The 22,723-nt window shown below is 64.4% G+C and carries 31 protein-coding genes; 9 read left to right on the plus strand and 22 right to left on the minus strand.

The window, feature by feature from the left end:
- Positions 1 to 4: 4 nt before the first annotated feature.
- The 7 genes from HU735_RS27145 to HU735_RS18900 all read right to left on the minus strand — a co-directional run bounded on the left by HU735_RS27145 (position 5) and on the right by HU735_RS18900 (position 5,396).
- The gene (locus HU735_RS27145) at positions 5 to 898 is read right to left on the minus strand and encodes a virulence-associated V antigen (RefSeq protein ID WP_186714736.1); all 894 of its coding nucleotides are present in this window, start codon (positions 896 to 898) and stop codon (positions 5 to 7) included.
- A gap of 224 nt (positions 899 to 1,122) precedes the next feature.
- Positions 1,123 to 3,222, minus strand: a complete 2,100-nt coding sequence (gene sctV, locus HU735_RS18875) for a type III secretion system export apparatus subunit SctV (protein ID WP_186714737.1) — start codon at positions 3,220 to 3,222, stop codon at positions 1,123 to 1,125.
- Positions 3,219 to 3,548 (minus strand): type III secretion protein, encoded by a 330-nt coding sequence (locus HU735_RS18880; RefSeq protein ID WP_186714738.1) that lies wholly within the window; start codon positions 3,546 to 3,548, stop codon positions 3,219 to 3,221. Before HU735_RS18880 ends, sctV begins: the two co-directional genes overlap by 4 nt.
- A gap of 4 nt (positions 3,549 to 3,552) precedes the next feature.
- Positions 3,553 to 3,918 (minus strand): hypothetical protein, encoded by a 366-nt coding sequence (locus tag HU735_RS18885; protein ID WP_346655370.1) that lies wholly within the window; start codon positions 3,916 to 3,918, stop codon positions 3,553 to 3,555.
- Positions 3,915 to 4,286: a type III secretion chaperone SycN gene (locus tag HU735_RS18890; protein WP_186714740.1), complete on the minus strand. Its 372-nt coding sequence runs from the start codon at positions 4,284 to 4,286 to the stop codon at positions 3,915 to 3,917. Before HU735_RS18890 ends, HU735_RS18885 begins: the two co-directional genes overlap by 4 nt.
- Positions 4,287 to 4,288: 2 nt before the next feature.
- Positions 4,289 to 4,573 (minus strand): TyeA family type III secretion system gatekeeper subunit, encoded by a 285-nt coding sequence (locus tag HU735_RS18895; protein ID WP_186714741.1) that lies wholly within the window; start codon positions 4,571 to 4,573, stop codon positions 4,289 to 4,291.
- Positions 4,554 to 5,396: an HrpJ domain-containing protein gene (locus HU735_RS18900; RefSeq protein ID WP_186714742.1), complete on the minus strand. Its 843-nt coding sequence runs from the start codon at positions 5,394 to 5,396 to the stop codon at positions 4,554 to 4,556. The genes HU735_RS18895 and HU735_RS18900 overlap by 20 nt, the downstream gene beginning before the upstream one ends.
- Positions 5,397 to 5,603: 207 nt before the next feature.
- Between HU735_RS18900 and sctN the strand changes: the two genes are divergently transcribed.
- The 8 genes from sctN (at position 5,604) to sctU (ending at position 11,901) form a co-directional block, all read left to right on the plus strand.
- Positions 5,604 to 6,932, plus strand: a complete 1,329-nt coding sequence (gene sctN, locus HU735_RS18905) for a type III secretion system ATPase SctN (RefSeq protein ID WP_186714743.1) — start codon at positions 5,604 to 5,606, stop codon at positions 6,930 to 6,932.
- Positions 6,923 to 7,393 carry a YscO family type III secretion system apparatus protein gene (locus HU735_RS18910; protein ID WP_186714744.1) on the plus strand — a complete coding sequence of 157 codons (471 nt, stop codon included), beginning with the start codon at positions 6,923 to 6,925 and terminating at the stop codon, positions 7,391 to 7,393. Before sctN ends, HU735_RS18910 begins: the two co-directional genes overlap by 10 nt.
- A 206-nt stretch (positions 7,394 to 7,599) precedes the next feature.
- The gene (locus HU735_RS18915) at positions 7,600 to 8,235 is read left to right on the plus strand and encodes a type III secretion system needle length determinant (protein ID WP_186714745.1); all 636 of its coding nucleotides are present in this window, start codon (positions 7,600 to 7,602) and stop codon (positions 8,233 to 8,235) included.
- Positions 8,232 to 9,155 carry a type III secretion system cytoplasmic ring protein SctQ gene (gene sctQ / locus HU735_RS18920; RefSeq protein WP_186714746.1) on the plus strand — a complete coding sequence of 308 codons (924 nt, stop codon included), beginning with the start codon at positions 8,232 to 8,234 and terminating at the stop codon, positions 9,153 to 9,155. Before HU735_RS18915 ends, sctQ begins: the two co-directional genes overlap by 4 nt.
- Positions 9,152 to 9,805 carry a type III secretion system export apparatus subunit SctR gene (gene sctR, locus HU735_RS18925; protein ID WP_186714747.1) on the plus strand — a complete coding sequence of 218 codons (654 nt, stop codon included), beginning with the start codon at positions 9,152 to 9,154 and terminating at the stop codon, positions 9,803 to 9,805. Before sctQ ends, sctR begins: the two co-directional genes overlap by 4 nt.
- A gap of 1 nt (position 9,806) precedes the next feature.
- Entirely contained in the window at positions 9,807 to 10,073 is a 267-nt protein-coding gene (sctS, locus tag HU735_RS18930; RefSeq protein WP_050704915.1) for a type III secretion system export apparatus subunit SctS, read from the plus strand.
- On the plus strand, positions 10,070 to 10,858 hold the full coding sequence (sctT, locus tag HU735_RS18935; protein ID WP_186714748.1) for a type III secretion system export apparatus subunit SctT: 789 nt from the start codon (positions 10,070 to 10,072) through the stop codon (positions 10,856 to 10,858). Before sctS ends, sctT begins: the two co-directional genes overlap by 4 nt.
- Positions 10,855 to 11,901: a type III secretion system export apparatus subunit SctU gene (sctU, locus tag HU735_RS18940; protein ID WP_186714749.1), complete on the plus strand. Its 1,047-nt coding sequence runs from the start codon at positions 10,855 to 10,857 to the stop codon at positions 11,899 to 11,901. The genes sctT and sctU overlap by 4 nt, the downstream gene beginning before the upstream one ends.
- Positions 11,902 to 12,162: 261 nt before the next feature.
- Here the strand turns inward: sctU and HU735_RS18945 are convergent, their stop codons facing one another.
- From HU735_RS18945 to HU735_RS27400, 12 genes are read right to left on the minus strand one after another with little or no spacing between them, the layout of a single operon-like run.
- Positions 12,163 to 12,798, minus strand: coding sequence for an HrpE/YscL family type III secretion apparatus protein (locus HU735_RS18945; RefSeq protein WP_186714750.1), 636 nt, complete (start codon positions 12,796 to 12,798; stop codon positions 12,163 to 12,165).
- Positions 12,777 to 13,391 (minus strand): SctK family type III secretion system sorting platform protein, encoded by a 615-nt coding sequence (locus tag HU735_RS18950; RefSeq protein WP_186714751.1) that lies wholly within the window; start codon positions 13,389 to 13,391, stop codon positions 12,777 to 12,779. The genes HU735_RS18945 and HU735_RS18950 overlap by 22 nt, the downstream gene beginning before the upstream one ends.
- A complete protein-coding gene (gene sctJ, locus HU735_RS18955) occupies positions 13,388 to 14,101 on the minus strand; it encodes a type III secretion inner membrane ring lipoprotein SctJ (protein ID WP_186714752.1) in 714 nt (237 codons plus the stop codon). Before sctJ ends, HU735_RS18950 begins: the two co-directional genes overlap by 4 nt.
- 28 nt (positions 14,102 to 14,129) lie before the next feature.
- Positions 14,130 to 14,468, minus strand: a complete 339-nt coding sequence (gene sctI, locus HU735_RS18960; RefSeq protein WP_186714753.1) for a type III secretion system inner rod subunit SctI — start codon at positions 14,466 to 14,468, stop codon at positions 14,130 to 14,132.
- Positions 14,465 to 14,686, minus strand: a complete 222-nt coding sequence (locus tag HU735_RS18965; protein ID WP_186714754.1) for a hypothetical protein — start codon at positions 14,684 to 14,686, stop codon at positions 14,465 to 14,467. The genes sctI and HU735_RS18965 overlap by 4 nt, the downstream gene beginning before the upstream one ends.
- Positions 14,683 to 15,033, minus strand: a complete 351-nt coding sequence (locus HU735_RS18970; RefSeq protein WP_186714755.1) for a YscG family type III secretion system chaperone — start codon at positions 15,031 to 15,033, stop codon at positions 14,683 to 14,685. The genes HU735_RS18965 and HU735_RS18970 overlap by 4 nt, the downstream gene beginning before the upstream one ends.
- A gap of 2 nt (positions 15,034 to 15,035) precedes the next feature.
- Positions 15,036 to 15,296 (minus strand): EscF/YscF/HrpA family type III secretion system needle major subunit, encoded by a 261-nt coding sequence (locus tag HU735_RS18975; protein ID WP_186714756.1) that lies wholly within the window; start codon positions 15,294 to 15,296, stop codon positions 15,036 to 15,038.
- Position 15,297: 1 nt separating this feature from the next.
- Positions 15,298 to 15,495 (minus strand): EscE/YscE/SsaE family type III secretion system needle protein co-chaperone, encoded by a 198-nt coding sequence (locus tag HU735_RS18980; RefSeq protein WP_186714757.1) that lies wholly within the window; start codon positions 15,493 to 15,495, stop codon positions 15,298 to 15,300.
- On the minus strand, positions 15,485 to 16,387 hold the full coding sequence (gene sctD, locus HU735_RS27310) for a type III secretion system inner membrane ring subunit SctD (RefSeq protein ID WP_186714758.1): 903 nt from the start codon (positions 16,385 to 16,387) through the stop codon (positions 15,485 to 15,487). The genes HU735_RS18980 and sctD overlap by 11 nt, the downstream gene beginning before the upstream one ends.
- Before the next feature lies 1 nt (position 16,388).
- Positions 16,389 to 17,909, minus strand: coding sequence for a type III secretion system outer membrane ring subunit SctC (gene sctC, locus HU735_RS18990; RefSeq protein WP_186714759.1), 1,521 nt, complete (start codon positions 17,907 to 17,909; stop codon positions 16,389 to 16,391).
- The gene (locus HU735_RS18995; RefSeq protein WP_186714760.1) at positions 17,897 to 18,319 is read right to left on the minus strand and encodes a CesT family type III secretion system chaperone; all 423 of its coding nucleotides are present in this window, start codon (positions 18,317 to 18,319) and stop codon (positions 17,897 to 17,899) included. Before HU735_RS18995 ends, sctC begins: the two co-directional genes overlap by 13 nt.
- A gap of 33 nt (positions 18,320 to 18,352) precedes the next feature.
- Positions 18,353 to 19,126: an AraC family transcriptional regulator gene (locus HU735_RS27400; protein WP_186714761.1), complete on the minus strand. Its 774-nt coding sequence runs from the start codon at positions 19,124 to 19,126 to the stop codon at positions 18,353 to 18,355.
- Positions 19,127 to 19,433: 307 nt separating this feature from the next.
- Between HU735_RS27400 and HU735_RS19005 the strand changes: the two genes are divergently transcribed.
- Positions 19,434 to 19,802, plus strand: a complete 369-nt coding sequence (locus HU735_RS19005; RefSeq protein WP_186714762.1) for a CesT family type III secretion system chaperone — start codon at positions 19,434 to 19,436, stop codon at positions 19,800 to 19,802.
- A gap of 7 nt (positions 19,803 to 19,809) precedes the next feature.
- On the opposite strand, the gene HU735_RS19010 is transcribed toward HU735_RS19005, so the two are convergent.
- From HU735_RS19010 to HU735_RS19020, 3 genes are all read right to left on the minus strand, one after another.
- Positions 19,810 to 20,394, minus strand: coding sequence for a DinB family protein (locus tag HU735_RS19010; protein WP_186714763.1), 585 nt, complete (start codon positions 20,392 to 20,394; stop codon positions 19,810 to 19,812).
- 11 nt (positions 20,395 to 20,405) lie between these two features.
- Positions 20,406 to 21,506: a cell division protein ZapE gene (gene zapE / locus HU735_RS19015; RefSeq protein ID WP_186714764.1), complete on the minus strand. Its 1,101-nt coding sequence runs from the start codon at positions 21,504 to 21,506 to the stop codon at positions 20,406 to 20,408.
- Positions 21,507 to 21,567: 61 nt separating this feature from the next.
- Positions 21,568 to 22,716: a PQQ-dependent sugar dehydrogenase gene (locus HU735_RS19020; protein WP_186714765.1), complete on the minus strand. Its 1,149-nt coding sequence runs from the start codon at positions 22,714 to 22,716 to the stop codon at positions 21,568 to 21,570.
- Between the last annotated feature and the right edge of the window lie 7 nt (positions 22,717 to 22,723).

Raw genomic sequence — 22,723 nt, forward strand, 5'->3', positions numbered from 1 at the left:
TACCTCAGTTCTGCAGAATCTTGGACAGCATCGAGAACCAGGTCTCGACGAACTTCATCATCACCTCGGTGGAGGTGGTGTACCGCGACCCCACATCGTTGAGCAGGGTGGTCTGTTCGGTCACCTTGTCGTTGACGATGCGGGTTCGGTCGCTCAATGCCTGGGAGAAATTGGCCAACGGGTTGTTGTCCTTGTCCCAGGCGTACTGCGTTTTCAGGTCGGTCATCGGTCCACTGACCTTTTGCAGGCGGCTACCGCTTTCAGTCGACGAAGTGGCAGATTGCGTGCCCTCGAGGAAGTGCCGCACCGTGACGATCCCTGAGCCGTTGAAGGCGGGCTTGAACGTGTCCAGGCTCGAGAGCAGTCGGCGTTCGGCGCTCTTCTCCCAACTGTCCGCATCGAGGTCGTAGAGCTTGCGGTCGAAGAGGTTGAAACCATCGTCTTCCAGCTTGAAGGTGCCCTTGTCGGCCATCACCACGTTGACCTTCGACTGGATCACGCTGAAGATCTTCAGCTCCGCCGTGAGGCACTTGAGCTGCTCGCTGAGCTCGGTGCGTTCGGCCTTCTGCTTGCGCATGCGCAGGCCCATCGCCGCCATCACCAGCTCGTCCATGCGCAGGCGCTCGCCCAGGTTCTGCAACTGCAGAGGCGCGCCCGGTAACCAGCTGGCATAAGCCTCAAGCAGTTGGCTCACTGCATCAAAATGCTGGTCGGACAGTGGTTGCGACAGCAGGTTGTCGAAGTAAGGGCGATTTGCCGCCAGCTGCGCCTGCCCTTCGGGCCCCAGCAGCGCCTCGATGGCCGGCCAGCGCAGCTCCCGGCTCAGCGGCTGTCCTTGCCCATCAACGGCTACGATGCCTTTTTGGTCCAGAAGCGACTCCAGCCTCTGAATGTCCACCCAGATGTCCGGCGGTGCGACACGGTCCACGTACGGCAATGGGACAGGGCGACTACTTGATTCAATAGAACTGCTCATCATCTGTATCCGGTTGGCCAGGTACCCTTCTTGGCGCAAGGCCGGGGTACATGCAGATGAAGTCTATTGAGGGGCGAGCGGCCGCTCCGTCAGGCCCGGCCGCGATTTTGTAGTTTATGGGTACGGAATCTGACGCCAGCATGGCGTCAGCCGATGCGCCCCAGTGGCTGGATGTTGATCTGCGTGGTGAGCTCCTGGAATGACAACACCGGCAGATCGAAATAGATGCCCTCGACCAGCTTGCGCACATAGCGGCGGATATCCATCGACACCACCAGCACGGGCCTGGCCTGAACATCCTGCAGATCGCCCACCACGGCTTTCACCTGGGCGAGAAAGGCGTCGCTCTGCGCCGGCTCCAGGGCCAGGTAGCTGCCGGCGCTGGTCTGGCGGATACCATTGCGGATCATCTCCTCGGCCGCCGGGTCCAGCAGGTAGGCCGGCAGCAGGTTGTGGCCGCTGGCGTACTTGTAGCAGATGTAGCGCTTGAGGCTGCTGCGCACGTATTCGGCCAGTTGCACCACATCCTTTTCCTTCTGCCCCCATTCCACCAGCGCCTCGAGGATCGAGCGCATGTTGCGGATCGAGAGGCCTTCGCCCACCAGCCGCTGAAACACCTCGGTGATGCGCTGCAACGGCAGGATGCGCTGCACCTCCTTGACCAGCTCGGCATAGCCCTGCTCCATCTGTTCCAGCAGGTAGCGGGTCTCCTGGATGCCGATGAAGTCCCCGGCGTACTCGCACAGTACCTGGGACAGGTGCCAGGCGAGCACCTGGTCGATCGCCAGGAAGGCGCATCCGGCGTGCTCCAGGCGCTCGCGCTGGGCCTGTTCCACCCATAGCTCCGCACGCCCTGGCCGCAGGGCTTCGCCTTCCTCGTAGGGCACGCCGATGAGCGCCAACTGGCTGGGCTTTTCCTGGACCAGCAGCCGCTCCGGCATCAGCCTGCCACGCGCCACCGGCACTTCCTGCAACAGGATGCGGTACTCGCCGGGGCCGAGCGCGCGGGTGAAACGTAGGCGGATACCGGGAAACGGCACGCCATGATCCAGGTAAAGCGCCTGACGGACCCGCGCCAGCTCCTCATTCAGCGAGGCGGCCTCCAAGGCGGCTTGCAGGCCGCTGTCCACATCGATGAGCAAGGGCACCGTCAGGGCGAACGCTTGCGCGTCAGCGGTCGTCTTCGCCTTGCCGGGTGGCTTGAGCGTGGGCGCACCGGCGCCATTGGCCAACAGCGCCGGTAGGCCACCGCTCTGCTGCCGGCCATTCTCCTCGATGCGCCGCTGGCGGTTTGCCCACCAGCCACCGCCACCGACCAGCAGTGCCAGAAGGAAAAAAGTAATCGTCGGAAAACCCGGGATGATGCCGAACAGCGCCAGCAGCGCGCCGCCAATCATCAGGGCCTTGGGTTGCGCCATCACCTGGCTGCCGATGTTCGCCCCCAGGTCGCGGGACCCTTCGCCATCGCGAGTGACGATGATGCCCGCGGTAATGGCGATCAGCAGCGCCGGCACCTGGCTGACCATGCCGTCGCCCACGGTAAGCACCGCGTAGAGCTGCAAGGCATCCCCCGCCGTCATGCCCTTCTGCATCACGCCGATGGCAAGGCCCGCCAGCAGGTTGACGACGATGATCACCAGCCCGGCGATGGCATCGCCCTTGACGAACTTCATCGCCCCGTCCATGGCGCCATACATCTGGCTGGCCTTCTCCACCTCGCCACGACGTTCGCGGGCCTCGTTGACATCGATCACCCCGGCGCGCAGGTCGCCATCGATGCTCATCTGCTTGCCCGGCATGGCGTCGAGGGAAAACCGCGCGCTGACCTCCGCCACTCGCTCGGCGCCCTTGGTGATGACCAGGAACTGCACGATGGTGATGATCAGGAACAGGATGCAGCCCACCACCAGGTTGCCGCCCACCACGAAGTCGCCGAAGGTCTGCACGATCTGCCCGGCGTCGGCCTCCAGCAGGATCATCCGCGTGGTACTGATCGACAGCGCCAGGCGAAACAGCGTGGTGACCAGCAGCACCGAGGGGAACACCGAGAAGTGCAGCGGCGAGACGACGTACACCGACATCATCATCAGCACCACGGCGATGGTCATGTTCAGGGCGATCAGCAGGTCCAGCAGCAGCGGCGGCAACGGCAGGATCATCATGAACACCACCGCCAGCAGCATCACGGCCAGCATCAGGTCCTTGCGCGCGCCAATATGGCCGAGCATCCGGGTCAGGGTGTTCATGAGCGGTCCTTGCGTCGCAGGTACTCGGCGAAGGTGACCTGTGCCTGTTCCTGCCGGCCCGCCATCTGCTGCGCCTCGCTCAGGCACAGCCATAGGGATGCCTGCTGCTCGCCGGCGTCACGCAGCGCCAGGCATTGCTGCTCGGCACGCGCCCAATCGCCCAGCTCGAGTGCCGCCACTACCGAGGCGCGCCGTCCGGCGAAATGATCGGGCTCAACCCGCAGCAGCACCTCCAGCAGGGTTTGCGCGCCTCCAGGTCGACCACATCGCAGGTGCAGCCAGGCCAACAGCTGCAGGACATCACGCTGTTCAATCGTCAATTGCATCTATTCATACCTTGAGCAGAAGGGTCACGTAGCACGCCAGCATGTGCCGGTCGGCCAGCAATGCTTGCAGCAGTACCGCCGCCTGGTGGTCCTCGCGGGCCTGGGTGTTCAGGAGTTGCTCCACCAGGGAGCCCAGTGTCGTGGCGAAACGCTGCGGGTCGTACAGGGCTCGCAGCTCGTGTTCGGGAGTGGCGTACGACAGGCGCAGGCGTGCCATCTGCTGCTGCGGGTAAAGGTCACGCAGATGAGCCTGCACGGGTTGTCCCGGCATCGGCAGCGGTTCGCCCGCCGAGCGAGGAAGCGCTGTATCAGCTGCCAATGACGGCAGCCACAGGTCATGGAGCTGCCCGGCTCGCTCGATCACTCTCATGCCGCGAGCACTTCGGCGCGCACCCGCGACAGCAGCCGGTAAGCTTCATGCAGGACCGGTTCGCTCACCCGGCGCTCATCGAGGCTGGCCAGCAACACAAGACGTTCGTCAGGCAGCAGGCCGCAACGCAACTGCAGGCCAGACGTCTGCTGGTCATGGACCTGCCTGAGCGCACTCGACATGGCGTGCTCGAACAATGCTCCCTGTACGGTAAAGCCCAGCCAAAGCGTCAACTGCCCCCCCAGCCGCTCGAACTGCAGGACACCGATATCCGCCAGATCCAGGCGTAGCAACGTTCCCGGCGCATACGGCAGAACCACTCCCTGATCGCGGCAGAACCGGGCGATGGCGTCAGCACAAGAATCCATGCTCATTCCTCCTGCACACCTCGCAACGACACCTCCTCCTCGTCAATGACCAGGTCCATGGTCAACTGACAGACCGCCAGCAGATGTTCGCGCTGGGCCTCTTCGCTGAATACCTGCAACGGCAACAGGCGAATGATCCGCCTCAGTTCACGCAGACAGTGAACACGTTGAGCGCCAGGGGCGAGCGGCAGCGCGGCGAGCAGGCGCAGGATGTCCTGCTCGGTGACCCAGCGCTTGTCGATCAGCGCCAGCAGGTCGCTGACCAGGTCAGAAGGCCCGTACGCCACTGGGCTCTCCGGCAAGCTGGCGGAACAGCGCGACCGTATCGCCTTCCAGTTTCTTGAGGGCCTGCACCAGCTTCATGTCACTGATGACCTGCTGCAGCTGGTTGCTGTCCAGGTACGAGGACGGCCCACTGATATGACTGGCCAGGCCGTTGAGCATGAACTGGGCGATATCGCCGATGGCAGCGTCGCCGAAGCGTGTCCGCAGGTCATCCCAGGCGTGCCTGAGCCCACGATAACCGCACAGGAAGTCGCGATAAACCTCGCGCAGCGCGGCCACCTCGGCGACACCCTGCTCCTGGGTCGCCTGGGCCAGCGGACCGATCTCGATCCCCAGCGCGATCGCCTGGCCCTGTGTTTGCGCCATGCTTGCCATGGCCTGGTCCAGCTTGCCGAGCACACCGCTGCCATCAGCCGTCTTGCCCAAGGTGTCGCGGGCATAGGCCAGGGCCAGGTAGCGATGGCAGGCCTCGGCGGAAAAACCATCCAGGCGTGCTTCCAGCTCTCCCGACGTCAGGTTTGGATGGTGACGCAACCAGGCCACCAGTTCATCCAGGGCGCGACGCTGGACGTCCGGCACCTTGGCCAGCATCTCCTCGGCCGCCTGGCCCGTCTGCAGCCCATGCTGGCGCGCATCGGTGACGCGGCTGCGGGTACTGAGCCGGGCATTGGCCAGCGACGAGAAGGCCATCGACACCTCCTCCGCCATCTCGGCCTGCTGCCCCATCGGGGTCACTTGCCGCGCCTGAAGGGTTGCCTGCGTCCCCCAGCCACCCTCCATGGCTACCCTCGGGTCAACCCGGGCAAAGCCGATGACTTCGCTCATCCCCACCTCACATCGAAATAAATGAATGAGCGGCATGCTAGAGGCAAGCCAACCGCCGCACTGTCAGCATCGGGCGCTTCTTTTTAGCTGGCCGGCGCGCGCAACACGTAGCGACCGGCATCTAAAAACATGCGACTCACAGTGAAATCCGTCTCCGGGCAGACTCCCTAGAATGCTCGCCTTCATTCACGCACCCACATCGTTCCCATGTCGCCATCGCTGCTCCAGATTCCCCAGACCCTGAAGTCTGCCGTGAACGGCGCCACCCTGGTCCAGGTCAACGGCAAGGTCTCCCAGGTCACCGGTACCCTGATCCGTGCGCTGGCGCCCGGGGTGCAGGTGGGCGAACTGTGCCAACTGCGCAGGCCCAACCATGAGCAGACGCTGCTGGCCGAGGTCATCGGCCTGCAACAGGACCAGGCGTTGCTCGCCCCTCTGGGTGACATGCAGGGCCTTTGCACGCGCACCGAGGTCTGCCCGACCGGGAGCATGCATCGCGTGGGCGTGGGGGATCATTTGCTGGGAACAGTGCTCGACGGCCTCGGCAACCCGCTCGACGGCAGCATGCCGGCCACACCGCAAGCCTGGTACCCGGTGCACCGGGATGCGCCGGCGCCCTTGAGCCGCAAGCTGGTCGACACACCCTTGAGCCTGGGCATCCGTTGCATCGATGGCCTGCTCACCTGCGCCGAAGGGCAACGCGTCGGCATCTTCGCGCCTGCCGGCGGCGGCAAGAGCACGCTGCTGGCCTCGCTGCTGCGCAACGCGCAGGCCGACGTGATCGTCCTCGCCCTGATCGGCGAACGTGGCCGCGAGGTGCGCGAGTTCATTCACCATGAGCTCGGCGAACAGGGCCTGCGCCGTGCAGTGCTGGTAGTCGCCACGTCAGACCGTCCGGCGATGGAGCGGGCCCGGGCGGGCTTCGTCGCCACTACCGTGGCCGAGTATTTCCGCGACCAGGGCCGCAAGGTCCTGTTGCTGATGGACTCGCTGACCCGCTTCGCCCGTGCCCAGCGGGAGATCGGCCTGGCCGCCAATGAGCCGCCTACCCGGCGCGGCTTTCCGCCGTCGGTGTTTGCCCAGTTGCCGCGCCTGCTCGAACGTGCCGGGCACTCGGACAAGGGCTCGATCACCGCGCTCTACACCGTGCTGGTGGATGGCGACGACCTGAACGAGCCGATCGCCGAGGAAACCCGCTCGATCCTCGATGGCCATATCGTGCTGTCGCAAGCGCTGGGAGCGGCCAACCACTACCCGGCCATCGACGTGCTGCGCTCGGTCAGCCGGGTCATGCACCAGGTGGTCAGCCCTGCCCACCGCGCCGCCGCCAGCCAGTTGCGCCAGTGGCTGGCGCGCTATGAAGACGTCGAGCTGCTGCTACGGGTCGGCGAGTACACCCGAGGCCAGGACCCGGCCGTGGATCAGGCCATCGACAAGCGCGACGCCATTCGCGGCTGGCTGTGTCAGGCGCCGCACGAGCGCAGTTCACTGCAACAGAGCCTCGAACAACTGCTGGAGATCGCCCGGTGCCCTTGACCGCCCTGTTATCCATCAAACAACGCCGGCTGCAACGGGCCGAGCGCGAAGCGCGCACTCAGCAGGCACGCTTGCAGGCGGCCCAGGCGGACAAGGCGCAATCGGTCGAGGCGCACCTGGCGTATCGGCGGTGGGCTCTCGAGGAAGAGCAGCGTCTGTTCGATGCGCAGGTGGGCCGCCTGACCAACCTGCATGGCCTGGAACACTGGCGTCGACAGGTCGGTCTGCTCGGTGAGCGCGAAGCGAGCCTGCGTGGACAGGTGGTGGCCTGCGAGGACGCGCTGATGCGCCAGCACTCGGCACGCCAGCAGGCGCAAGCGAAGCTCGCCAAGGCCAGCCAACAGTTGGACAGTTTCAAGCAGTTGCACGAGCAAGCTTCCCGGCAAAACGCTCGGCGCACAGAGCACAGCCAGGATCTCGAAGTGGAAGAGCGCCATGCCCAGGGAGGATCGCCATGCTGAACACCCTGCCTGCCCCTGCACTGCCGGACAACCCATTGCCTGACACGCCTGGACCTGGACCTGGGCCTTGCAACGAGCAGCGACTGTTGTTCGAACACCTGCTGGAAGCTCCACGGCTCAAGCGCAGGGCACCGCAGGATACTGGCCATCGGCCCGCCCGGGACCAAGCCAGGCCTGAACGCCCTATCACCCCGGTAGTCCTGAACATGGCTGCCTTGATCGAAAAGTGCCCGCCCGCCTGCGCAGCAGAACGACCTGCGCTGATCGAGGATGTCATCGAACGCCCCCTTCCAGAGCTCATGCCAGCGATACCTGATGTAGCCGAGCCAATCTCATTGACCGAGGCAAGTCGTGCCGAGGCGGGCCCTCAAACCGTCCACGACAGTACCGACAACGTGCCGGATCGTCTGCTACCCAGTGATATCGACCCAATCCTTGCGCCCCCTGCCCCATCGAGCGAGCGCACCCTGATCGACAGGGTCCTGCCATCAACTGTCGTTGCCCCCGTCCAGGATCTGCAGACGCTTGTGGAGCGCCTGCAATTGCAACTGTTCGGCAGCAGGACTGGAACCCGCGAACAGGCCCTGTTGCAGGTGCAGTTACCTCAACTGGGCCATGTCGAAGTACGCATGAACCATGTGAGCGCTGGCCTGCAGGTAGAGATACAGGCCGCGCCGGTTAGCCTGCGGCAATTGCAGGTGGCCGGCACGGACCTGCTTGAACGCCTGCAACGACTCGATCCCGCACAGGCGGTCAGCCTCGGCTTCGGCGCAAATGGCGACAGCCAGCAAGGCTCGCGCAACAAGCGCCATGTAGAGGACGAAGGCTGGCCTGAACCATGAGTACATCGAACTTGCCTGCCACCCACACCCAGGAACTGCGCTTGCAGCAGTTACTGAGCCATCGCCAACTCCATTATGCCGACGATCACGGGCAGGTCTCGCTGAGTGTCAGCGCTCCCGGCGATGACCTGGATCTGGTCGTGCTGATCGATTGGCACGGCGTGCCGGCTCGCCTGCTGTGTCGTCAGCAGAAGCTGGCACAATGGTTCGCACCGCAGTTGCAGGCAGCCGACTTCGCCAGTCTCCCCTGCGCGCTGCAGCTGGCGGTGCTGCAACGGGATACCCCTCGCCTACCCAGCCTGCAATGCCTGGGCATCGAGCCGGCAGGCGCCATCGAGCGCTCAGCCGGTCTGCAGGTGACGCTGAGAAGCGCGCAAGGCCTGCTGCCCTGCTGGGTACAAGGCGACAGCGAGCACCTGCTGGCGGCCTTGCCACGGCGTCCACTGCGCGAACGCCTGAACATCCAGCTCAACCTCTCGCTGCAGTGGCGCCCCCTCGAATTGACGTTGCACGACCTGCGCGACCTGGGCACGGGCGACATCCTGCTGCTGCCTGCCGGCACGCCAAGTTCCCCGCGACTGCTGGGCGTACTCGATGGCCAGCCCTGGGCCGAACTGCAACTCGACGACACACACCTGGAGCTAATCCGCATGCACGATACGCCACCTGTGACCGACACCACGCTGGACGCGCTGGAGCAACTGCCCATCCCGGTCAGTTTCGAAGTCGGTCGCCAGACTCTCGACCTGCACACACTGTCGACCCTGAAGCCTGGAGCGCTGATCGAACTGCACAGCCCGCTGGATGCCCAGGTGCGCATCCTCGCCAACCAGCGCTGCATCGGCACTGGCCTGCTGGTACAGATCGACGGCCGCCTCGGGGTGCGCGTCGACCGCCTGCTGGAACAGCAACCGACATGATCCAGCTGCCGGACGAACTGAGCCTGATCCTCGGCCTGGCGCTGCTGTCGCTGGTGCCCTTCATCGCGGTCATGGCCACCTCGTTCCTGAAGATGGCCGTGGTCTTCTCGTTGCTGCGCAATGCCCTGGGCGTCCAGCAGATCCCGCCGAACATGGCCCTGTATGGCCTGGCGATCATCCTCAGTATCTACGTCATGGCCCCGGTGGGCATGGCCACCTACGACTACCTGAACGGCCACGAGACCAGGCTCGACGATGCCCGTTCGGTCGAGCGCTTTCTCGACGAAGGCATGGCGCCGTTTCGCGCCTTCCTCGACGGCCAGGTCAACCAGCGCGAGCGCGCCTTCTTCCTCGATAGCGCCCGCCAGCTATGGCCCAGCCAGTACGCCGAACGGGTCGATGGCAACAGCCTGCTGGTGCTGCTGCCGGCGTTCACCATCAGCGAGCTGAGCCGGGCCTTCGAGATCGGCTTCTTGATCTACCTGCCGTTCATCGCCATCGACCTGATCATCTCCAACATCCTCCTGGCCATGGGCATGATGATGGTCTCGCCCGTGACCATCTCGCTGCCCTTCAAACTGCTGCTGTTCGTCCTGCTCGACGGCTGGGGGCGACTTTCCCATGGCCTGGTGCTGAGCTACGGAGGCTGACATGGGCAGTACCGAAGTCCTGCACTTCGCCAGCCAGTCGCTGTGGCTGGTGCTGGTCCTGTCGCTGCCGACGGTGCTGATGGCCGCGCTGGTCGGTACCCTGGTTTCCCTGGTGCAGGCGTTGACCCAGGTGCAGGAGCAGACCCTCGGCTTTGTCGCCAAGCTGGTGGCGGTGGTCGTCACCCTGTTCGTCACCGCCGACTGGATGGGCGGCGAGTTGTACCGCTACACCGATCTGGTGCTCAACCGGATTCCCTCGGTGCGATGACGGTCCAGACGCTTGAACAGATGTTGCTAGGCTTCAGCCTGATCCTGCCACGGCTGTTCGGCTGCTTCCTTATGCTGCCGATCCTCGGCAAGCAGGTGCTGGGCGGCGCGCTGGTGCGCAATGGCGTGGCCTGTTCGCTAGCGCTGTTCATCTACCCCTGCGTGGCCGGCACCCTGCCTGCCGACCTGGACGGGTTGCAGTTGGGGCTGCTGGTCGGCAAGGAGGTGCTGCTCGGCGTGCTGCTCGGCTTTGTGGTGGTCATCCCGTTCTGGGCCCTGGAGGCCTGCGGCTTTCTCATCGACAACCAGCGCGGCGCCACCCTGGCCTCCACCCTCAACCCGCTGCTGGGCAGCCAGACCAGCCCCACCGGCGCGTTGCTGGCGCAGACCCTGGTTACCCTGTTCTTCACCGGCGGCGCCTTCCTGGGGCTGCTGGGGGCGCTGCTGGGCAGTTATGCCAGCTGGCCGCTGACAAGTTTCTACCCGCACATCGCCAGCCAGTGGAACACCTTCTTCCTCGCCCAGTTCGACTACCTGCTGCGCCTGTGCGCACTGTTCGCCGCGCCGTTGCTGATCGCCATGTTCCTCGCCGAATTCGGCCTGGCCCTGGTCAGCCGCTTCGCGCCGTCGCTGAACGTGTTCATCCTGTCCATGCCGATCAAGAGCCTGGTCTGCAGCGCGCTGCTGGTGCCGTACCTGTTCCTGCTGATGACACTGGCCGAGGATCAGGTGTTCATCGCGCTGGCCAAGGTACGTCTGCTCGGTCCGTTGCTGGAGCAACCATGAGCAGCGAAAAGACCGAACAGCCCACACGGGCGAAGCTGCGCGATGCACGCAGTAACGGCCAGGTGGCCAAAAGCAAGGAACTGGTCTCCACGGTGCTGATCCTGAGCCTGGTTGCTTTGCCCATGGCTTTCCCCGACTACTTTCTCGGGCACCTTGGTGAGCTGATGCTGCTGCCCGCGCCCTTGCTCCACCTGCCCTTTCGCCAGGCGCTGGAGCTGATGCTGGAGCAACTGCTGCATGAATTGCTATGGCTCACCCTGCCGTTCCTGCTGACGGCGGTGCTGGCGGCCCTCGCCGGCAATCTGCTGCAGACCGGCTTCGTGTTCAGCGGCCAGTCGCTGGCACCGGACCTTAAGAAGGTCAGTCCGCTGGAGGGGATGAAGCGGATCTTCTCGGTCAGAAACCTGCTCGACTTTCTCAAGTCATCGCTCAAGGTGTTGCTGCTGGGCGCACTGGTGCTCGGCCTGCTCGGCGACCACCTGCGCACGCTGCTGCGGGTGTCGTCGTGCGGCATCGAATGCATCCTGCCGTTGCTGGGCAACCTGATGGGCCAGCTGATCGGGGTCTGCGCCGTGGGTTTCATGGCGATCTCGGCGGCCGACTATGGCCTGGAGCGTTGGCAGCATCTGAAACAGCTGCGCATGAGCAAGGAGGAGGTCAAGCGTGAACACAAGGAAATGGAGGGGGCCCCGGAGCTCAAGCGCGAGCGTCGCAAGCGCCACCGCGAGATGCAGAACGGCACGCTGCGCGCGGATGTCAGGCGCTCGTCGGTCATCGTCGCCAATCCGACCCATATCGCCGTGGGCCTGCGCTATCGGCCCGGGGAAACGCCTTTGCCGCTGGTCACCCTCAAGTACACCGACGAGCAGGCGCTGTTGGTTCGACGGATTGCCGAAGAGGAAGGGATACCGGTGCTCGAACGTATTCCCCTGGCCCGGGCGCTGTTCGCCGCCAGCCGGGTGGAGCAGTACATTCCGGGCGATTTGATCCAGCCGGTGGCCGAGGTGATCCGTTGGTTGCAGGCGCAGGAAGAGATGGCGTAGATAACGCAAACCACAGGGATCGCGCCAGACTCTAGAAATTGAGCAAGACAGTTGCTCCCACAGGTCCTGGACAATGGAGATGGGAGAGCTAGACCAGGATCCCTCGCTGCGGCAATGGTCGGCGCACAGGCAAGGTATCTGCGCCATCCCCTGCAGGCGTCCGTGCAGGCTGGCGAAGCTGTGTCCAGAACACCTGGAGCAACGCATCGCGCTCCTGATCATCGCGGATCGCCCGCTTGGCTGCGGCCAACACAGCTTCGTTCATGGCGCTTCAGCCTCATCATCAAGGTGCCGTTGCGTCAGCGCCCGCTGCAACGCGGCCAACTGCCCGTCGATACTGGCATCGACCACGCAACCTTCGGTCTCCAGGCGACAACCACCTCGCGCAAGCCGGGCATCGGCGCGAATCTCGACAGGCCCCGCCTCGGGAAACAGCATCAGTACTTCATCGAAGCGCCGGCGAACCTCAGCCAACTGATCCGGAGCAACGTGCAGGAGCAGTGCCTCCCGTGGCTGGACCCGCGCCAGCGCCTGACGGGTCGCGGCCAATGTCAGCTCGATATCGGGGTATTCGCCCAGCACCTTGCACACCGCCTGCTGCACCACCTCGCTCATATGCCGGTCGGCCCGACGATAGAATTCGGCACAACGCAAATGCGTCCGGTGCAACAACGCCGCCTGTTCGACGGCGGCCGTCTGCAACCCGATCTCCCGCCCGAGTCGCTGATGCTCCTCGAGCACAGCATCGGCCCGGGCGTCGATGTCTCGGGCACGCTGATGGGCATGTTCGGTCAATGCGTCGGCATCGAGATACCGCTGGTAGTCAGCGCTGCGCACTACGGTCTGGCTCGGGTCGAGCAACGGCCGGGCATCGATTAACTCAATAAATGGCAACATTCCGGGCTCCTGTCTCGGGCCACTTTCAGGCAAAGGGTTCGGGCCAGGTCGCGTTGTTCATCGTCCATCGGCCAAGTTGGCACAGCAGTCCTGCCTGGCAGGCGCAGGGCCAGGCGCCGAGAGAACCCTGGATCGACCTCGCCGCATGCCTGCAGCCAGAATGCCAAGCCACAACCGGGCAGATACGCATCCAGGTCACCGGCTGGCAATACCTGTTGCCAGCCGGCAGGCCAAGGGCCGATGACCAGGGCCCACTTTTCCAGGCAATAGCGAAGGTCCTGCGAGTCGAGCGCCTGGCGCAACCGCGTCTGACCTGGAGGGTCAAGTACCTGCTTGATAGCCTGCCCATGCAGCAGGCCACCCAAACTCGCCAACACCCGCGCCAACGCCGGCTGCGAAAAAAGGGCCAGGCTACCGAGTCGTTCTGGCAGGTCGAACGGCTCGCACAGCTCCAGCACCGACATCAGCCAGCCGTTGACCTCGCGACTCTCCCGCCAGTACGGCAAGGCCTGGGCCATCTGATCCAGCACTTCGGGACAATGGGTCAAGTGCAGGTAGTGCGCCGGGCAGTAGCGAAACTGGAACTCGGTCATGCTCGCTGACGCCACCACAGGTACTGCGCCAGGTTGCTCAGCACCAGCACCCCGAGCAGCACGCCCAGCAGCGCCACTAGGCGCCAGCGCGAGCCTTCCAGAACCTGCACCGACAACAGCGTGACATGGCGCAGGCCCGCCAGCGGTTGACGCGCCTGGTTCGACGGCACCAGCACCACACTGATACGCTCGTAGTCCAGGCCTTCGATACTGTTGCTCAACAGCTGCTTCATCTGCCCGATGTACAGGTCCAGCGCCGCATCCGCCGCGTGCTTGATGAAGATCGACGCCGACGCCGCACCGGCTTGCGGACGCAGGCCGTCACGGGGTTCCGGCAACACCACATGCACCCGCGCCACCAGCACGCCATCGATCTCCGACAGGGTCCGCGACAGCTCCTGGGACTTCACATAGGTCAGCCGCGCCTGTTCCTCCAAGGGCGAGGAGATCAGGCTGTCCCGGGGGAACACGTCATTGACCGTGGAGAACATCTCCCGCGGATAGCCCTGGCGCTTGAGCGCCGCCACCGCGTGGCCGATATCGGCCTCGTCGATCAGGATCTTCACCTTGCCGTCCTTGTCCTGGGCCTTCACCGCAGCGATGCCCTCGGTGTCCAGCACCGCGAGCATCTCGTTGGCCTCGCGCTGGCCGAGGCCGAGGTAAAGCTCGACCCGGCAGCCGCCCAGTGCCAGCACCGCCAGAAGCAGCATGCACTGCCATGATCTTTTCACAGGGCACCTACTGGGCTTTCATGAGGGTTTCGATGTTCTGCGTGGTGCGCCCCACACCCTTGGCGATCAACTCCACCTGCAGGTTGCTGCGGATCAGCGCCCAATGAGCATCCATCAGCGCCACGGGATCGCCTGTGCCAGAGACCAGGTTGGCGTGCGCGCCCTGCCTGGCCTGTGCATGTTGCTGGCTGATCTGCCCGAGCTGATGCAACAGCCCGCCCTCAAGGCTAGTGGCAGCAGCGGACAACGCCTGCTCGAACTCGGCCACCTGCCGGGCATCGACAGCCGGTGCCGACAGGGATTGCAGATCGGTGACCATCAGGGATACCTCGGCAATGCCACTCATGCTTCGCCCTTTACCGTGAAGGAGTCATTCAGCAGGTCCATCGCCATGGCGAGTACCTGCAGGTTCATTTGTTGCGTCAGTGCCAAGGACGCCTGCTCGCGGTGCTGATGTTCAACCAGGCTTGCCTGGAATTGGGCGGCGTGTTGGTCGGCGTGGGCGGGCAACGAGGTCAGTGCATCTTGCGCGGCGGACACCAGCATTGAGGTCAGCGGATTCATGCCACCACCTGGGCGCGCATGCCCTCGGCGAACCTGACCAGATCAGGGTCCTGGCTCTGTGTCATGCGTTCAAGCCGCCGTTCCAGCGCGGCCATGTAGCCCAACTGACGCTCGCACAGCGCCAGCCATGGCCCCAGGGACGGCCAGGGCGCCTGGTTGCCCTCCGCCAACGCCTCCTCGCACTGCCCCTGCCCCATCAGGCTGGCAATGCGTATCGCACAAGCGGCTTCCATCGTCGCCGGCTCACGAGCCAGCCAGTGCGCAATGGACAGCGCCTCTTCATGGTGACGATGCTCGACACCCAGCAGGCCCAGGCGAGCCAGCAGATTGTTCACGGAATGGTTCATGCTCAGAACTTCTGCAGAATGCTGCTGATGGTGTTCTTGAAGGTCTGGCCCAGCGTCGCGTCGACCTGGAAAACGTTCGACCAGATATTCGAGCGATGCCGCATGTCCGCCAGCAACGCGGGATCGTCACTTTTCTCGTTGAGCTTCTGCAGGGAGTCGAGAACCGCCTTGTTGGCCTGCTGCGCCTGCTTGACCATGCCCTCGTGGACCATGTCCATGGTGTTGCTGGTGCCGTCGTAGAAGCCGCTGCTGATGTTCGTCATTTCAGTGTTCCTCCAGTTTCTCGAGTATTTTCAAGGCTGCTACAAGGGCCGCCAGTTGTTGGTGCAATACCTGGAACTCGGGAGGTGGCAGCGGCTCCGACAACTGCCTGGCACAGGCCTGCCGTGCGTGCTCCAGCACCGAGAACATTCGCGCCTGCTTACGCGGATCACGCACCTCCCGCATGAGTTCATCCATCATCTGCCGGTCTCTCCTTCAGGTTGATCAGGTAGTTCCGGCCGCCCTTGCTCAGCGTGATCGCCTGCCGATCGATCGCCAGAATGCGAATGCCGGAGGGCATCAGAGCTCCCACTGGGTAACGGCGGTTGTCGGTCAGCGTCACGTAGGGTTGACGCCCCAGCGAGACGCCTCGAACAGGGAAATCGAGTTTCGCGGGTGCAGGTGCCCTGCCCTCGTTGACCAACCGTAACGATGGGTGGTCGCCGAATGCCTCGCGGTACTGTCGCTGCAGGTTCTGGTAGTTCTGAACCTGGCGCTCGCGCAGCGCTCCGTGCAGCACCAGGGTGTGTCCCTGGTCAGTCACGCTCAAGGTGTCCTCCAGGCGCCATTCGCGCAGCAGTTGCGCCAGCCGCGTCCGGGCTTGCTCCTGGGGCTGGGACGGTCGCTCGACGGGCGCTACCACCGCCGTTGGCGTGTCCTGTGCCTCAGCGTCGGCAATCAACAATCGCGTGAGCAGCACGAGCAGCAAAAGCAACCCGGCACCCGGCACCATGAACCAGCCGTGGCGCAAGCCTGACCGAGGACGCTGCGCGGGAGGCCACTCGGCGAACATGTCGTCTTGATTGCAGAAGGCCCACTGCAGCGGACCGCAACATTGAGTCGCCAATGCCTGGAGTTCGGCCTGCGCTGCCACCTCCCGTCCATCCTGGGTGGGTGCTTCGCTCGAACCCCACTCCAGCAGGCGTACGCCACCGGCCTCGACCATCAGTACCAGGTGAGTGGCGGCAATGCCCGCATCCGCCAGCACCAGGTCGGCCTGGCCCGGATCGGTGCCGATGACCACCCGCCCAGGCATCAGGGACACCTCGGCGCCGGCATTCAAACCGCTGTAGACCCGCAGTTTCCAGGTCATGTCAGGCACGCTCGCCAAGCCCGGGGTCAATCAGCCTCGGCTCGATCAGGAACAGCCGCACCGAACGCCGGGTGTTGCTCGACTGATAGCGGAACAAGGCGCCCAGGAAGGGAATGTCACCCAGCAACGGGACCTTGCGGATGCTTTCGCTCGTCTCGTCGCGATGGATGCCGCCGATCATCAGGCTTTGTCCAACATCGACCCGGGCCAGCGTGTCGATAACCGTGCGGCTGATGGTGGGAATACCATCGGGCCCGGTGCTGTTGGGCTTCTGGCTGCCGTCCTCGATATGCAGGCTCAGGCTGATTTCCGGTCGATCCGTGCTGCGGATCAGGCGCGGCGTCATCTTCAGCAAGGTGCCGTAGGTAATGGCCTTGAGCTCGGCCACCCGCTCGCCCATCACCCGCACATAGTAGGTTTCGCTATGATCGATCACCGCCAGGGTGTTTTCCTGGGTCAGCAAGGTCGGTCGCGACACCACCTGGGCATGGCCTTGGCCCTGCATCAGGGTCACCTTGGCCAGTAGCCGGTTCAAGCCGCTACTATCGACCAAACTGCCGGATAACGTGGTTTGCGCCAATCCCGCTTGGGTACGGATGTCCATCAGTTGATGCTTGCCGATTCCAAACTGCCATTCCACGCCAAGCTCATCCAGGTGTTCGGCGTTGATATCGAGGATCGTCAGACCTACTTCGATCCGCGCCGCCGGCCGGTCCAGCGCCATGACCAGGCGCCGGTACATGGGCAGGCGCTCGGCGTGATCACGCACGATGATGGCATTGAGCGACGGTTCGGCCTGGACCACGGCCCGGCCGGCACGCACGGGCGCGCCCTCTCTCACGGACTGGCCGTCGACCGCCACCACATTGGCATCGGTCAGCACCCGGGAAAGGAGCGTGGCCACGCCTGGTACCGCCACCTTCTGGTCGCGATAGTCGATCTCGCGGTCCACGGCCACCGCATGCCGCAGCGGGATCACCTCGACGCTCAGGCTGCCACCCAGTTCATCCTGCAGGCTCGCCTGCTGCTCCAGGGCCTTGACGGTCTGCTCGACCCGATCCAGGTAACGCGGTGGCCCCGAGGCATACACCAGCCGTCCACCCGCCGCGGCACGCCAGGCAAAGCGTGAGGTCCAGCCACCACCCTCCTGGAGCGCGGCGCGCAGTTGCGGTTCGCGCACCTTGTCCAGGTGGATCAGCCGGGTCTGCACTTCGCTCGACTTGTCGACATGCAGCACCGCGCCGTCGTAGTACCAGGCCAGGTTGTAGAGCACTGCGACCTGCTCGAGAAACGCCTGCGGGTCCGGCTGCTCGAAGGTGGCGCTGACCTGGTCCCTGACCTTGTCGCTGACCACCACCGAACCCTGATAGCTGGCGGCAAAATTGGTCAGCACGTCACGCAGGTTCTCGCCCTGGGCGATGTAGTGGAACGGTTCTTCCGACCAGTCCAGCGGCTCGCCCTGGGCGACAAGACTGGCCAGCAGGGCTGCCAAACCGGTGGCAAGCGATCTCATGGCAGCCATACGCTTGCTCCCCGGGCAATCACAGGTGCTGGACCGAAACGTTGCGCACACAGACGCTTCAGCAGGGCGACCTGCACCCCAAGCACATGTTCGAGGGTGTCGACATCGCCCTGTGACACGTCGATCAAAGCCTCGAGCATCAACTCTGCGTCAGACGTCAGCGCCAACCGCTGCGGGCAATGCGCGGCCCACGCCGTGACCATGCCTAGCAGGCGCCGCAGGACCTGCTGGTCGAGACCGGCACCTTGCCCAACCACTGACGCCAGCGAACTGCGCACCATCAGCTGTGCGCCTCGCGGTTCAAGCCGCAGGCCATGGCCATCGATGCACAGGTGGTAGCCGCCAGCGTCATCGGCCAGCCAGGGCGCCATGCCCAGGCGATGGGCCAACTGCGTTGCAAGTCTGTTCATGCAGGTCTTGTCCATTCGGGCTCAGGGGGATGTCTAGCGGCGGGCGTCACTGGGCGTACAGCCGAAACGCCGGCGGTAGCTCTGGCTGAAATACGACTGGCTGGAAAAGCCGCTTTCCATGGCGATGTCGACAATGCTCATGCGCGTGTTCAGCAGCAGGTGATGCGCATGGACGATCCTGCGCTCGGTGATCCAGGCGCGTGGCGAGCAGTTGTAGAAGGAGCAGAACAGGCTCTTGAACGCCGTCAGGCCCAGCCCGAAAGCCTCGGCGTACTGGTCCAGGCGCCACTCGCGCAGGTAATGCTGCTCCATGAAGGCGTGCAGCCGATCGACATGGCGATTGCCCTGTTGCCGCAGGGCCGCCAGCAGCGTCCGCCCTTGTGCCCCGAACACCAGCAGCAACAGCAGCTCCTCCAGGCGCAGCATCGCCAGCATCGACGAGGTCCCCTCGCCTTCGAGCGCCGCCAGGCGGGTCACGCATTCCTGCGCCAAGGTGCAGGGATGAAGTCGCAAGGTATTCACACCAGGTTCGCCGCAGCGCTCGAGATGGCTCAGTTCCTGGCCGTGGCGCTGCATGAACGCCTGCACGAAATTCACGTCCAGCGGCAGCCACAGCACCTGGCACGCCTGCCATCGGGTCGCCACCAGGTAGGTGCCACGTTTGACGAACAGCAGCTCGCCGGCCTGTAGATCGATGACGTTGTCTTTTTCGCGCACGGCCAGCTCACCGGCCATGATCGCGTAGAAGCCTTCCAGACCCTGGGACGCAAAACCCGCCCCGACAACATCCAACTGCCGCCCTTGCACACACCAGTCCTCAACTGGAGAAATCCCTCTCGCACCAGGCTCACTTCCCGTAGGCCCCTTTACACACCACGTCGAAGCTCAACCGGTGTAGTCATGGCCATAGGCTACGATGCCCTCCCACGCTTGAACGCAGGGATTGTCCTCGCATGGACAGAGGCATTTCGCCATCGTTTGTAGGAAGTTCGCCGAGCTTGGCGCACAGCAGAAAGCGGGAGACCGCCAACAGCTAAAAAATGACGACAGCCTCCGATAGTCGGGCAAGCGACGCGGTCGTTACCGTGGCGGCCCCCTCCAACGAGAATTCGCCATGCCAGGCACGAACTATGACTATGCACTGACCCAGCTGTACGCGGCCTTGAAGCTGGAACCCCCTGTGGCCTTCGAGCCCGTGATCAGCCTGCGGGTAGGCACCCATGTGTGCAACGTGACCGAGCACCCTGCCGACCAGTTGCTGATGTTCATCGAACTACCCGCCACCGATGGCGTGGGCTGGGGCCAGCAGAACCTGTTCTGCCAGGACCTCTGCAAGCCCATGCTCGGGGTCGATCCGCTCACGGGCATGCACGTGCTGTGGAACCGCCAGCCCCTGGCCCAAATGGACCGCGCCATGGTGCATCACCAGCTGGAACAGCTGGTTCAGGCCGCCCACGACCTGGCCGACAGCGAAACGCCTTGAGCCGCGTTCAGCGCTGCGCCCAGATCTGCGCCTCGCTCCAGCCCAGGGCGGCAAAGTCCTCGGCGCGCAGCGAGGCCTCCTCCTCGCAGAAGAATTCATCCAACTGCGGAGGCCTGACCGCCGTGTCGCTGAGCATCGCATGTACCTGGCCGCGGTGATGGATCTGGTGCTCGAACAGGTGCGACAGCAAGCGCAGGCGCGGCTCATGCTGCATCCGCTCAGGCCGCGCGATGCTGACATAGCGTCCGAGCTGGTCGTCATGCAACTGCCGGCAATAGGTGATCAGTCGCTGATCGGCCTGAACCTGCTGGGCGTGCAGGTCGGTGCACGTGGCAAAAGGTTGCTCAGGCACGAAGAAGCGCTCGCCGTCAAGATCGGGCGCTTCACCACGCTGCTCGCACTCCAGCGCGTCCAGGTAGAACCAGTCCACCGTCAACAGGTGGTTGAGGGTGGCCTTGATCGAGGGGAAGAAGCTGCAGCGGGGGGCGACGAACTCGTCCTGGGTCAGTTGCAGGCAAGCCTTGTACAGGCGGTGGTTGGCCCAGCCATTGTTGTAGGCCTGGGTCAGCAGATGATGCGACAGCGGCTCCATGGTCGACTCCTTCAGGCGAAGCGTTGCAGTTGCATCTCCCGTAGCCGGCTCAGGGTTCGTTGGTACGGGAACGCCAGATACCCTTGAGTGTAGAGCGCTTCCAGCGGGACCTCGGCCTCCAGGTACAACGCGACCCGACGGTCGTAGCACTCGTCGACCAGCGCGATGAAGCGCCGCACGCTGTCATCCTTGGGCGCCAGGGTCGGCAGTTCGCGGTCTCCGGCCTCGACGCGGGCCGCGCCATCTTCAGTCCCACGGGCGATACGCCCGGCCTGCTGCACGCCGCCCAGGGCCGGCACATCACTCAGCAGAATGGCCGGGTAACGGTCGCACAGTGCCATGAAGTCCATGGCGGCCAGGGGCTGCTCGCACAGATCGGCAAATCGGCACCAGAGCGCCCTGGGGCTGTGGCGCACGACCCGCACGTGGCGTGAACCGACCTGCACGGCCTGCTCACTGCCAGGATCATCCAGGCTCAACTGGTCGAACACCGCCGCCAGCGCCCCGCCACCTCCCGATGGCGCCACCCAGTAGCGCTGCAGCCGTGCCCCCGGGTGCAGGCGATGGTCCTGCTCCCCGGCCACCGACAGCACGCGCATATGCTGCTCGATGGCGGCAATGGCCGGCAGGAAGCGCTCGCGGTTGAAGCCGTCGCGGTACAGCTGGTCGGGGGGCTGGTTGGAGGTGGCGACGATCACCACGCCCTGGTCGAACAGCACCTGGAACAACCGGCCGAGGATGATCGCATCACCGATATCGCTGACGAACAGCTCGTCGAAACACAGCACGCGGATCTCGCCGGCCAACTCACGGGCCAGGGCCTTGAGCGGGTCGGCGGTGCCGTTGAGCTGGAACAGGCGCTGGTGGACCCAGGCCATGAAGTGGTGGAAGTGCTGGCGCCGTGCCGAAAGCTGTAATGAACGGTGGAACAGGTCCATCAACCAGGTCTTGCCACGGCCGACCGGGCCCCAGAGGTACAGACCCTGGGTCGGCGTGCCCTTTGCCAGGGCGTCGAAACAGGCCTGCAATGCAGTGACGGCGGCCGCCTGGGCCGGGTCAGGAAAGAAACCGCGTTCGCTGAGCGCTTGCTGGTAGAGGGATTCTGGCGTCATGCCGGCCATGGTACGACACTTTCGCCCCTCTAGTGCGTGGGGGCGGGCTAGCCCGCAGGCATCAACCGTCCTTCAATCCCACCTTCAACAATGCCCCGTCCTTGGCATCGGTCAGCACATACACATAACCATCCGGTCCCACCCGCACATCACGGATCCGCGCCTTGAGATCGCCCAACAAGCGCTCTTCATGCACGATCTTGTCACCATCGAGCTGCAAACGAATCAACTCCTGGGTCGCCAGGGCGCCAATGAACAGGTTGTGGTCCCACGCCTTGAACGTCGGGCTGTCGTAGAACGCCATGCCGCTGATACCTGGCGACTTCTCCCACACATGATGCGGGTCGACCATGCCCTCGACGTGCTTGCCCTTGGCTTCCGGGATCGGCAGCATCGAGTAATTGATGCCATGGGTGGCGATCGGCCAACCGTAGTTCTTGCCGGGCCTCGGAATGTTGATCTCGTCGCCGCCACGGGGGCCGTGCTCGTGGGTCCACAGCTGGCCGGTCCAGGGGTTCAACGCCGCGCCCTGCTGGTTGCGGTGGCCGAACGACCAGATTTCCGGACGCACATTGTCGCGGCCGACGAAGGGGTTGTCCCTGGGCACCTCGCCATCGGGCAGGATGCGCACGATCTTGCCCTGCAGCTTGTCCAGGTCCTGGGCGGTGGGCCGCTGGTTGTTCTCGCCCAGGGCGATGAACAGGTAACCGTCGCGGTCGAACACCAGCCGCGAACCGAAATGATTGCCTTCGGAGAGCTTGGGCTGCTGGCGGAAAATCACCGTGAAGTTTTCCAGACGGGCTCGGTCCTGGGACAGCTGGCCACGGCCGACCGCAGTTCCCGCCTTGCCGTCGGGGCCTTCCTCGGCGAATGACAGATAGACCGTTCGGTCCTTGGCGAAGTCCGGCGACAGCACCACGTCGAGCAGGCCACCCTGGCCTTCGGCCCACACCTTGGGCACGCCGGACAATGGCGGGCCGACCTTGCCCTCGGCGCTGACGATGCGCAGATTGCCGGGGCGTTCGCTCACCAGCATGTCCTTGCCACCCGGCAGGAAGGCCAGGGCCCAGGGATTGCGCAGGCCGTCGGCGACGGTGCTGACGGTCAGTTGCCCCTCTTCACTGGGAAATTGCTGCTCGGCGGCCGCCTGGGCCAACAGCGGAAACAGGCCGGCGGCGGCCAGGGTGGTCAACCAGGTACGTGGCGTCATGCTCGAT

The organism is Pseudomonas sp. BW16M2 (genome assembly GCF_014268865.1).
Taxonomy (GTDB): domain Bacteria; phylum Pseudomonadota; class Gammaproteobacteria; order Pseudomonadales; family Pseudomonadaceae; genus Aquipseudomonas; species Aquipseudomonas peradeniyensis.

What these genes read in the sequence shown, in the direction of transcription:
- sctN (WP_186714743.1), top strand. Translation starts at nt 5,604, where the DNA reads ATGTCGCCATCGCTGCTCCAGATTCCCCAGACCCTGAAGTCTGCCGTG.
- sctV (WP_186714737.1), bottom strand. Translation starts at nt 3,222, where the DNA reads ATGAACACCCTGACCCGGATGCTCGGCCATATTGGCGCGCGCAAGGAC.
- sctI (WP_186714753.1), bottom strand. Translation starts at nt 14,468, where the DNA reads ATGAGTGGCATTGCCGAGGTATCCCTGATGGTCACCGATCTGCAATCC.
- HU735_RS19005 (WP_186714762.1), top strand. Translation starts at nt 19,434, where the DNA reads ATGCCAGGCACGAACTATGACTATGCACTGACCCAGCTGTACGCGGCC.
- HU735_RS18950 (WP_186714751.1), bottom strand. Translation starts at nt 13,391, where the DNA reads ATGACCGAGTTCCAGTTTCGCTACTGCCCGGCGCACTACCTGCACTTG.
- HU735_RS19020 (WP_186714765.1), bottom strand. Translation starts at nt 22,716, where the DNA reads ATGACGCCACGTACCTGGTTGACCACCCTGGCCGCCGCCGGCCTGTTT.
- HU735_RS18890 (WP_186714740.1), bottom strand. Translation starts at nt 4,286, where the DNA reads ATGGATTCTTGTGCTGACGCCATCGCCCGGTTCTGCCGCGATCAGGGA.
- HU735_RS18885 (WP_346655370.1), bottom strand. Translation starts at nt 3,918, where the DNA reads ATGAGAGTGATCGAGCGAGCCGGGCAGCTCCATGACCTGTGGCTGCCG.
- HU735_RS18995 (WP_186714760.1), bottom strand. Translation starts at nt 18,319, where the DNA reads ATGAACAGACTTGCAACGCAGTTGGCCCATCGCCTGGGCATGGCGCCC.
- HU735_RS19010 (WP_186714763.1), bottom strand. Translation starts at nt 20,394, where the DNA reads ATGGAGCCGCTGTCGCATCATCTGCTGACCCAGGCCTACAACAATGGC.
- HU735_RS18970 (WP_186714755.1), bottom strand. Translation starts at nt 15,033, where the DNA reads ATGAACCATTCCGTGAACAATCTGCTGGCTCGCCTGGGCCTGCTGGGT.
- HU735_RS18965 (WP_186714754.1), bottom strand. Translation starts at nt 14,686, where the DNA reads ATGAATCCGCTGACCTCAATGCTGGTGTCCGCCGCGCAAGATGCACTG.
- sctU (WP_186714749.1), top strand. Translation starts at nt 10,855, where the DNA reads ATGAGCAGCGAAAAGACCGAACAGCCCACACGGGCGAAGCTGCGCGAT.
- HU735_RS18915 (WP_186714745.1), top strand. Translation starts at nt 7,600, where the DNA reads ATGGCTGCCTTGATCGAAAAGTGCCCGCCCGCCTGCGCAGCAGAACGA.
- HU735_RS18900 (WP_186714742.1), bottom strand. Translation starts at nt 5,396, where the DNA reads ATGAGCGAAGTCATCGGCTTTGCCCGGGTTGACCCGAGGGTAGCCATG.
- sctT (WP_186714748.1), top strand. Translation starts at nt 10,070, where the DNA reads ATGACGGTCCAGACGCTTGAACAGATGTTGCTAGGCTTCAGCCTGATC.
- sctC (WP_186714759.1), bottom strand. Translation starts at nt 17,909, where the DNA reads ATGGCTGCCATGAGATCGCTTGCCACCGGTTTGGCAGCCCTGCTGGCC.
- sctD (WP_186714758.1), bottom strand. Translation starts at nt 16,387, where the DNA reads ATGACCTGGAAACTGCGGGTCTACAGCGGTTTGAATGCCGGCGCCGAG.
- HU735_RS18975 (WP_186714756.1), bottom strand. Translation starts at nt 15,296, where the DNA reads ATGACGAACATCAGCAGCGGCTTCTACGACGGCACCAGCAACACCATG.
- HU735_RS18945 (WP_186714750.1), bottom strand. Translation starts at nt 12,798, where the DNA reads ATGTTGCCATTTATTGAGTTAATCGATGCCCGGCCGTTGCTCGACCCG.
- zapE (WP_186714764.1), bottom strand. Translation starts at nt 21,506, where the DNA reads ATGACGCCAGAATCCCTCTACCAGCAAGCGCTCAGCGAACGCGGTTTC.
- sctQ (WP_186714746.1), top strand. Translation starts at nt 8,232, where the DNA reads ATGAGTACATCGAACTTGCCTGCCACCCACACCCAGGAACTGCGCTTG.
- sctR (WP_186714747.1), top strand. Translation starts at nt 9,152, where the DNA reads ATGATCCAGCTGCCGGACGAACTGAGCCTGATCCTCGGCCTGGCGCTG.
- HU735_RS18880 (WP_186714738.1), bottom strand. Translation starts at nt 3,548, where the DNA reads ATGCAATTGACGATTGAACAGCGTGATGTCCTGCAGCTGTTGGCCTGG.
- sctS (WP_050704915.1), top strand. Translation starts at nt 9,807, where the DNA reads ATGGGCAGTACCGAAGTCCTGCACTTCGCCAGCCAGTCGCTGTGGCTG.
- HU735_RS18980 (WP_186714757.1), bottom strand. Translation starts at nt 15,495, where the DNA reads ATGATGGATGAACTCATGCGGGAGGTGCGTGATCCGCGTAAGCAGGCG.
- sctJ (WP_186714752.1), bottom strand. Translation starts at nt 14,101, where the DNA reads ATGCTGCTTCTGGCGGTGCTGGCACTGGGCGGCTGCCGGGTCGAGCTT.